Genomic DNA, 10,181 nt, shown 5'->3' on the forward strand with positions numbered 1-10,181 from the left:
CGCAGGCCCGCATCGCGCAGCACCGGATCGCGCCAGATCAGCGCATGGTCGCCTTCGGCGAGCCCCAGCTGCTCGGCCATAACCGGCGACAGCGCCACCTGGTCGATGTCCAGTCGCGGATCCGCGGTCCACACGGCCGTAGCCGAATCGGAGAGCCGCGAACTCATGAGCCCGGACTTGAAGGCGTTGTGCTTGCCGGAGAACACGCGCTGCTCGAGGTCGGTCGTGATCGACTCGAACTTCCGCTGCGCATGCGACGCCGCCTTGCTCATCTCCTCGGTCAGCTCCTGGCGCACGCGCTGCGTCACCTGGCCGGCCGCGAGCTTCTCCTGCGCGGCACGGTACCGGCAGGCCTGCTCGTGGATGTCGAGGTAGCGGTTCGTGTAGTCGTGCGTGACGGAACTGCCGTCCTCGAACTCCTGACCGGAGCGAAGGTGCGAGGAAAGCACCGGCATCTTCCACGACGACGCCGTGACCTGCTCGGTCTGTTCGCCGGTGGGGTACTTCAGCGGGAACGGGATCTCCAGGTCACCACCCTTGTCTCCGATGAGCTGGCCGAAGGTCTTGCGCATCGTCGAGATGAGCACCACGCCCTTCTCAGTGCGCGCGAGCTCAGGCATCGGGAAGAAGCGGCGCTCGGGCCGCTCGTCGCCGGCGTCATGGCTCAGACCCGTATGGTCCTCGTCGCGGCCGACCACGCGCAGCGTACCGTCCGATTCCATGTCGAGCCCGACGCTGAGCATGAACTCGCGCAGATTCGCCTCGGCTCCGCTGTTGTGACCATAGAACTCGCGCATGATCGCCGGGCAATCCTGCGCGCCGAGCGCCCAGGCCAGCTGCGAAGAAGCCTTCCGGCCCTTGCCGGAGAGCACAGCCTCGTCGTCGTAGACCTTCGTCTTCTCGTCGACGGCCATGTGCGTGACGATGAAGCGCATCTGGCCGATAGCACAGTTCGTCGTCCCGCCGCTCGGGTGCTGCAGATCGGAGCCCATCAACTTGTCGGCAGCCTCGGGCTCGACCTCCTGCGGATCCAGACCCGCGGCAACGGCAACCCGGACACGCTCCCGGTCCTCCGCCAGCGTGCCCATCAGCTCCCGTCCTGAACCGGCGTTGCGGCGCGAGATCAGCGAGAACGGGCTCATCACCACATCCATGTCGGGGTTGGCCTTGAACCAGGCCACCTCCTTCTCCAGATCCAGCGCCTCGGCCTCCGCAAGCGGCCTGTCCCTGTCAACGACCAGCGACACGACGCCCTTGTTGCCGTGCAGGTCCGAGAGCTTGTCGCCGACCACGAGGGAGCGCAGCTCGCCGCCGACACCGCGGATCTGGTTCGCCTCGGCGAACTCGCGGCTGATGACGATCGGATCGTCGGCAGTCCACCCGCCGAAGGTCATCATCGCCGTACCAGTGGGCGTCGTGATCTTGGAGGACTGCATGAGCGTCGAGGCCGTCATCTGCTCGCGGTCGAACGGATCGAAACGCAGCGTCTCCAGTTCCGGCCGGTTCATCAGCGGCGCACGCGCGCCCGACAGCACAGCTGGGTCGCCCGGGACGATCCGACCATCGGGGGAGACCTGGGCGTCCTGGGTGAGGTAGCGCACGATACCCTGGTTGGTCGCTCCGCCGGTCATCACCGGGTCGAAGTAACCGGCAGGGGCTGCGATGCCGTTCTGGTCGGTGCCCGTGAGCACAGCCATGTTGCGGCCACCGGTCAGCTTCCAGGCATCGAAGTGGTTGTCGTCGGCGGGGTCTGCCTCGCTCTTGGTCGCCTGGTGCTCGGCGTACACGGTCGAACCCTGCTTGATGCCGTTGCTGTACCGCACCCGCTTCGCCTCGGTCGCCAGGATCGACGCCGTCCACGAATCGAGCTGGCCCTCGGCATCCAGCGAACGCTCGATGAAGTCGAGCGGGTGCTTCGTGCCGTACAACTGCGAGTACACGCGGTTCAGGCTCGAGCCCTCGCCGGCCTCGCTGCGGTTCGTCAGGAGGTCGTTGGCGATCTGGTACTCGATGCGCTCGGTCATCGCCTGCTCGTAGCCGCGCAGCAGCGTGCGCTCCTCGACAGTCTTCGTCTCACCGGGCAGCTGGGCCGCGATGCGGGCCTCGTAGCCGGGCACGATGAGTCCGTTGTCGCCGCCGACGAATCGCGTCACGATCTCGCCGTGCTCGCCGACATCGAAGACCTGACCGATCTGGCCGGTCACCTCTGAGGTCGAGCCGTTGCGGCGCATCTTCTCCGCCGTCCAACGGATGACGCCCTGGTCGTCGATGAGCACCTCCGTAGGCTCCGTGGCGTTGCGTGCCAGGCTGACCCAGACGGTCTCGCCGATCCGGCGGATGAACGGAGATTCGTGCGTGTCGATTGGCGTCGCCCTCTGCTCGTCGAAGCGAACGAGGCGGTCCTTGAAACGGTCGGTCTGGAAGCCGACACCCATCATCTCGCTCGGATCGATCTCGGCACGGCGGAGAGCTGCTGCCAGATCGTCGAGGTTCGACCACTGCCCCTTGGCACTGGTCATGAAGCGGGCAACGCGCATCGGATCGAAGCGCTGGTCCAGCATCTCGTCACCGACAACACGGATCTCCGGCTCCCAGGTGCCCACAAGCTCGTCGAGCACTTCGTCCGCGTGTGCGCGCACCGTCTCTTCCGGCGTGCCACCGTAGACGAGATTGCCGGCATCGAGCGACTCGCTGCCGTCACCGACCTGGAGCTCGCCGATCATGCCGAGGCGCTCCTCGTACATCTCCTGGGTCGCGCCGGGGCGCAGCAGGTGAGCTCGCTGTCCGACCAGGACGTCCCAGTAGGATCGCAGGATCGCAGCAACCTCGGGGTCGCTGGAGAGTGCGGGGATCTCGAACTCGACGATGTTCAGGCCTTCGGCACGCTGGTCCTCGAACGAGGCGAGGAGCCCGTCGACGTCGAGAGAGGCCGCGAGATTCTCACGCGCCGTCCGCACGGCCGTGGCCATGTACTCTTCCGCTGCCGCCCGACCGCCCTCGGTGGGGTTGTAGAACTCCGGAAGCGTCCGCTCCTTGCCTTCGCGGCGGAGCATCACCAGCGAACCTTCACGCGGGCGCTCACCGGGCACGCGGTACTCCTTCACGGCGAACATCGAGTCCTTCGCGCCGTGGTAGTTGTCTTCGACCTCCGTAGGCTCGAGCGGGCTCTTCGCCGTAGTGCGGATCATCTCCGTGTGCGTCGGGCCAAGCGTCCCGGCAAGCAGTTCCGGCCGTCCTGCCGTGCCACGGCCTGGCCCTGCGCAAAGCGCAGGAGATCCACGGCCTCGGCGGGCGTGGGGGAGTAGACCGCCGCGTCCTTGCCGACCTTGTGGTTCGTGGAGTAACGAACGATCGCGCCGTTGTCGTAAATCATCGCGCCGGCGTAGTCCTCGCGCTCACGCGGTTCGGTGAGACGGATCTCCATACCGGTGCTGGCGATCCGGGCCTTGAGCTGACCAGGGTTCCGGTCGCGCAGCACCTCGTAGTCGAGGCCCTGGGCCTGCAGCTCATGCAGCATCGCCAAGGAACGCTCGAGTGCCGCCGTGGACATGAAGCGGTTCCGGTCGATCCGATTGGTGCGCGGGTCGCGTCCTCCGTCGATCGCCCACTGGCGAACCTGCTCGTACTCCTTGACGCTCATCGAATCGCGAAGCGCGGTGAGGCCGGAGGCGTCCTCGTCGGTCATCGCCGGTCCTGCCTCGATCATCTGCCCCTCGGCGTCGACGACCCACAGCATCATCTGCCCGTGCTCGCCATCGGCGGCCCGGCTCGTCTCGCCGTCGAGGATCTCGGTGATCGTCTGATCCGGGAGATACGCCAGCGACGTGCCGACGTTCTTGACCGTCGCTCGCTGCGACCACTCCGGATCGTAGGGGCTGATGGGCAGAGCCGCAGCACCCTTGGCGTGCTCACCCAGGCCGACCTCGCGCATGAACTGCGCCTGCAGCCGCTGGAAGAGCGGATCCGCGCCGGCGTACTCATCGAACACAGCCTCGGCGCTTGGCACCGACTCCTGGATCGAATCATCCAGCGCGGTCAGCAGAGCGGTGACGCCCAGCCGGTGGTCGGCCACCGACATCCCCTGCTCGGAAAGACGCTCATCCATCCGCTGGCGGATCCGCTTGGCCTGGGAGATCGGGATGACCTGCCCCGTCTGCTCCCGCGCCTGTCGAATGGCCTCATGCGTGACGTACTCGTAGAAGTACCGTCGCAGGCCGTGTCCCTTTTTCATCTTCTATCGCCTCCATTGGAGTGATCGGATCATAACTGTCATATAGATCCTATCCGACCATTCCGAATGAGGCCAGAAATGGGGATTAATGCGAGTCGAGGGGATTCCGAATCGCAGTCAGGCCCGCCCAATACAGCAGCACCGCGCGACCGGATCGGGTCACGGGGGTCACGGGGTGCTGTCATTCCTGCTCGATCAGGCGTCGCGGAGCATCTCCTGGGCCATCGCGCGGTCGAACGCTCCGTCAGCCAGGTGCTCCCACGTCGGCAGCGAGGCCAGGAACTTGTAGAAGTGCGCCGAGATCTCCACCGTCGCCAGCGCCTGCAGGCCTTCGGCGTTCAGCTCTTCGTCGGCGTACACCCGCGAAGCGTCGTCCTCCGCCGCCGCGTTCAGCTTCGCCGCGGCCTCCGTGAACGAGGCCGACCGCGTGGGCGTGATGTACGCATACGCTCCGTCCGCGCTGCGCAGTGATCCGTCGCCGCCGACCGAGAAGTTGTCCCGGTCCTGCTGCAGCTCCGTCAGTGCGGCCTTATATCCCTCGGTGAACTGGATGTCCAGGCTCTTGATCTTCGCCGCGCCAGACGGCGAGACGAGCATGTCCTGGCTGATCGTGCCCTCGGCGTAGATCTTCCGCGCCTGCTGCGCAGCCAGGGCACCCTTTTCGGCGACCGCCGCGGCGACCTCCACGTTCTCCACGACCTGATCCTCGTCGAACATCATCGCCGAGGCGAAGTCGTCGGAGTCCACCTCGATCGGTGCATGCGGGTCCCTGCCTTCCTTCACGTTCGCCAGCATGTGCACGATCTCCATGACCGCATCCGCGTAGGTGTCGGGGTCCAGACGGGCGATGTCGACGTCCTTGTAGCCGTAGCTCTCCTGGTAGATCGTCTTGGCGTTGGCCGCGTGCACCGACTGCCCCAGCCTCTTGTAGAACATCTTCTGGAAGTCCGGCTGGTTCATCCGCACATCGAACTCCATCGCCGAGCTCAGCGTCGGGATCGTCTGCAGCGAGTAGTCGTTGCCCGGGTGGATCATCTTGGCGTCGGTGCGCAGCAGCTTGTACGACATCGGCAGGATGGTCTCGTTCCTGTTCCAGACCGGCGCGTCGCCGGCACGGAAGACGATGCTGTTGCGCTCGGGGATGAACGCCATGTTGTTGTATTTGATCAGCGGCTCTTCCACGGTGCTCTTCGTGTACGAGACCCGGCCCTCCGTCCGGCCTCCGATCATCTTGTCGAGGTCCTGGCTGATCTGCTTCGAGTCGATGTAGGAGACGTGAGTCTTTCCCGACATCTTCTCCAGCGTCTCGATCATCGAATCGTCGGTGCTCTTCAGGAACACGATGTTCGAGGTGTTGCCCTGCACGATCTTGTCGACCGATTCGCCGTAGACGTCGCGCAGCTGCTGGAGGGTCTGCAGGATGAGCGTGAACTGCTGCTCCTGGCCGAGGCCGATCGAGAGCATCGTCTCGAAGCCGGAGATACCCTTACCCTCCGACTGCAGGTTGCCCAGCTCATCGAGCATGTACCGGGTCCTGTAGAGCGGCTTCTGATTGCTCTTCGTCATGTAGGACTGGTCGAACGAGACGTCGACGAGCTGCTTGACGAGAATGAGCACCAGCTTGGCGTACTGCATCAGGTGCGGCGGCGTCACCAAGAACACAGCCTTGGGCGACTCGCTGTAGCGGACCATCGTCTGCGTGATCGCACGCAGCTCGCTCGTGACCCGCTCCGGCGCACCGCCGGCGGAGAGGTCGAGGCGCTCTTCCTTGTACGTCGTGTCGCCGGGCTTGTACCCGGTGATCGCCCCGTCCCGCTTGCCGCCCTCTCGCACCGGACGCAGCTCGCGCAGTACGCCGTTCTTCACGATCTTCTTGCCGGTGACCGGCTCGATGACGTAGTGCCGGCCGTTGAGCGAGAGCTGGTAGCTCTTCTGGAAGTGGAAGTAGAACGAGCGCACCAGCATCTTCGTCTGCGGGTTGATCAGCTCCAGCTTGAGCCAGGCCTCGTCGCCGGGGAAGATCCCCTTGAAGTTGTAGCGCGCCCAGCCCTCTCGGCCCACGATCTCCTCGTGGTCGAAGTCCTCGCCCAGGTCCTCCTGGAACATCGGATCCCTGTACGCCGACCACACGGCCTGCTTGCCAATGAGGTGGTCGCGCTTGACGTAGTTGTTCGCCAGACGCACTCCTAGGCGACGCGGGAAGGACAGGCCGGCAAGGTCTGTGTTCTGGGACGGCTTGCCCGAGGTGAGCGTCGAGATCGTCGGGTCAGTGAAGAAGCTCATGCCGGTGATGGCGATGCCGTAGACGCTCGCCAGCATCTTCTCGGCTCCGGCCATCGACCGAAGGGCGTTGTGCGCGTTGCCAATGAGCGTGCGCATGCTGTTCATCGGCAGGGCCTCGGTCGCGTTGAAGTAGAGCGTCAGCATGTCCTGCTCGGCCTTTCCCTCCCACAGGAACGCCTGACGCTGCGCTTCCGCCTGAGCTTCCTCCAGCTCATCCTCGCGGTCCTCGAATTCGCCTGCCTTGACCTTCTTCTCCAGCTCGGCCTCGGGGTTCTTGACCTTCTTCGAGCTCAGCTGCACAAACATCTGGTACGAGTTGTAGAGCGTGACCTTGCCCCACATGTCGTCGAGCTTTTGCTCGAGCGTTGCGGGGTCCATCTTGGTCTCCGCCGCGTGCTTGCGCAGCTCGCGCTCTTCCTCCATGTAGAAGTCGATGAGGCCGTAGAGGATGCGCTTGAACGCGTTCGACGCCGCATTGGGCCACACCGGATCCTCGCCGCCGTCGGTCGGGAAGAAGACCTCGGCAATGTTTCCGACATACAGAGCAGCCTTGGTCATATCACCCTCGCGCGCCTTGTCGGCAGCCAGACCCAAGGGGTTGTAGATGTCGGTCTTCATGCTGTTGATGAGGTTGAACTGGACCGGCTCGAATCCGCGCATGACCAGCGGAATGTAGTTGTTGACGAGCAACTCACCCTTGGGGTCGTTGATCACCATGTTGGAGGGCTTCTTCTCGCGCGACCAGATGTCGATCATCGGCTCGATGTAGGTCTGGCCCTTTCCGCCTCGGGTGATCGCGAGGACCATCGTGTTCACCGGCGCGGTGTCCACGATGTATGCGCCGCCGGGACGCTGGATCTCGTAATCCGGGAACGTCCAGTCGTTCTTGATGAGGTCGGCCACCGTGCCGTAGCCCTTGTCCGGACCCTTGAGCTTGTCGCGGTTCGCGTTCCCCGGGTTGTACGGGATCTGCGTCGTGTCCCAGCACTTGCGCAGTGTCTTGTCATCGGGGACGCCCGAAGCCTCGAACAATGCGTCGCCGAAGGCCTCGTCGATGATCGGCTGCAGATCCGAGAGGATCTTGCCGTCGTCGTCGACCATCGCCTCGCCCTTGTAGTAGACCATGTTGCCGTCCTGATCGATGATGTCCGCCTCCGCCCGGCGGGACACCTCGACATTCTGCAGCCCCTTCCGCTTCAGCATCATGTGGCTGATCATCGAGCTGACCTGCACGTCTGAGTGCGCGCCGGCGTCCGGGAACCAATCGAACTTGCGCTGGATCTCCTCGGGCAGCGCGATGTGCTGATCGTCGTCGTGGAAGTTGATGTCGGAGTCGTCATGCATAAGGTTCGCGGTGTCGACCCGCTTCGCCGACCACGCGCTGATCACGACACCGACCAGCAGGCCCAGACCCACCGTGACGAACAGCTTGAAGAGCGTGACGTCGGCCAGCTGAGCCCCCAGGCTCGTGGTATTCGCGGCAGGGGCCGCCTTCGTGCCAGGCTTGATGACCTCACCCTGCGGAGCCTGCTTTGCCGTGTACCAGTCCGGTACCGGCACGTTCGCGATCTCCGGATAGCACGTCCCCTCGGGCTGTCCGTTCGAGGCGAGCTGCTGGTAGCACTTCTCGACCGCGCCACCCTCGACCGTCCGGGTCGACTCCAGATAGTACTGCTTCGGGCCAGTGCCCCCACCGGTGCCTGCGCCGTTGATCGCCCCGGTCAGCCCCATCAGTGCCATGGCAATCACCGAGTACAGGATCCAGGCGAGGAGCGTGACGACCACGTCGACGACGATGCTACGACCAGGCCCGGCGTCTTGGACTTCTTCATCTGACGGACGCCGCGATCCAGCTGCTGTGAGCCGTGCACGTCCCGGTTCGTCAGCGTCTGCCCGGCATCCCGAGCTGAGATCTTGTCCCAGCTGCTTGCCGAGGGTCGCTGTGCCTTCCGCTTCTCTCGCGCCATGATGCGCTCCTTCGTTCGTCTGTCCGTTAATGCGGACGACGACGGTGCCCGGGGGAACGTCTCGCGTATCCGCCGCGCACCGTCGTCGCTGTGTGCTGTGTGTTCGCCCGCCGCCGTGACGACGGGCCATTGATCAGAGGAGGATCGCTCCGGCGATGAAGCCGGCACCGAGCATGACCAGCCCGATCGCGATCATGAGCGTGGTCAGCAGCTTGTTCTGCCGGCCCTGCATCTGGTTCGACCGCTCCAGATCGTTGATGTACGCCTGGCGGTCGGCCTGCAGGTCGTTGACCCGGTCGTCGTATTGCTTCTTGAACGACTCGCCCATGTGGTCCATCTGCGCGAGCAGATCGGTCACGCGGCTGGTCTGTGACGCGGTCTTCTCCTTCTCCAGGTTCAGGTTGTGCTGCCACTCCTCGTCCCGGACCCGCATCTGCTCGATCGTGGACTGGCGGGTCTTCTCGAACTCGTCCTCGGTGCGGCGCAGGCGGTCGGTGTGCTCGGTACGCAGACGCTCGACGATCTTCGCGTGCTCCTGCTCAAGGGCCGCGACCCGGTCGAAGCGCGACTGCTCCTCGGCCAGGGCATCGGCGCGGCTGATGTCACTCTTGCGGTTCTCGTCGATGATGCGCTGGATCTCGCTGGTCAGCTCCACGAGCAGTGCCCGCTCGGCCGCGAGGTTCTCCTGCTGGCGCTCTGCGAGTACCGTGAAGATGCGGGTCGTGCCAATAGCCATGCGGCGATCGGCATCCTTGCGGCGCAGCCCGAGGATCTCCTGCTGCGTGTGGGCGTAGTCGTTCTCGATCTTCGCGTCGATCGCAGCAACAGCTTCGAGCTGCTCGCGCTGGATCTTGGCCTTGTTCCGTTCGCGGTACTGGACCTCCGCCTGGCTTGCCGCCTGCTGCCCAATCTGGGCAATTGCCGCCTCGAATGCCTTGGCGATCTCGGCCTGAGCCTGGCGAGCGGTCTCGTCCTTGCCCGTCAGCGCCTCGCGGTACTCGACCTTCGCACCGGTGGTCAGCTCCTTGTAAACGCTGCCCTCGCGGTCGATCGCCACGTCACGCATGACCTGCTCGGCATGCAGGCTCATGATGTTGACGAACTCGGTCTGCAACTCGGCCTCACCGTCCGCGTGCAGCTTCGCCAGCTGCGCGTTCGCCTGGCGGGTGAGCTGGGCGATCTGATCGCCGAGCCAAGAACTCGCACCGTCCGGGACAGCGATCTGCACCGTCGGCGCGGCCACCCCGAACGAGGTGGCGAACTCGTCGAGGCGCACCTCCAGGTCGAGATCCTCGGTGAGAAAGCGCCGGGCGATGGTGCTGCGCACCTGCTCCTGATCGGCCACGGGCTCGTCGTCGACCGGTGCGGTCTCCGAGGACCCCTGAGGGGCGTAGTCGTCGTCTTCGTCCTCGTCGTCGAAGATCACCGCGTGCTCGTGCTGGGCGTCCTCGTCTTCACCCTCGACATCGGTGTGCTCCTCGAACGCCGGAGCTTCAGCATCCTCGTCTGCGGTCTCGCCGAACGCATCGCCGAACGCCGGCTCCTCGTCGAAGTTGACGTCAGCATCGGAAGCACCCTCGAAGAGAGGATCGCCCTCGTCCTCGGCATCCGGAGCGGCCTTGATCTTCGCCGGCTCCACATCCCCCTCGGCCGTCGGCTCGTCGTCGGTCTCACCGCTGTGCGCCGCCCATGCCTCGCGG

At 64.9% G+C, this 10,181-nt stretch carries 3 protein-coding genes and 1 pseudogene; all 4 read right to left on the bottom strand.

Going from position 1 to position 10,181, the window contains the following annotated elements:
• Nucleotides 1-3,188, bottom strand: a 3,188-nt coding sequence (locus AHiyo1_RS23060) for a hypothetical protein (protein ID WP_216363318.1), incomplete at its 3' end; no start/stop codon positions are given.
• Nucleotides 3,185-4,231, bottom strand: coding sequence for a hypothetical protein (locus AHiyo1_RS25865; RefSeq protein ID WP_059390158.1), 1,047 nt, complete (start codon nucleotides 4,229-4,231; stop codon nucleotides 3,185-3,187). The genes AHiyo1_RS23060 and AHiyo1_RS25865, both read right to left, overlap by 4 nt.
• 195 nt (nucleotides 4,232-4,426) lie before the next feature.
• Entirely contained in the window at nucleotides 4,427-8,299 is a 3,873-nt protein-coding gene (locus AHiyo1_RS23065; protein ID WP_216363319.1) for a type IV secretory system conjugative DNA transfer family protein, read from the bottom strand.
• A 315-nt stretch (nucleotides 8,300-8,614) separates the two neighbouring features.
• Nucleotides 8,615-10,181, bottom strand: a pseudogene (locus AHiyo1_RS23070) (hypothetical protein); the annotation flags it as partial.

It is taken from the genome of Arthrobacter sp. Hiyo1 (genome assembly GCF_001263615.2).
Classification (GTDB): Bacteria; Actinomycetota; Actinomycetes; order Actinomycetales; family Micrococcaceae; genus Arthrobacter.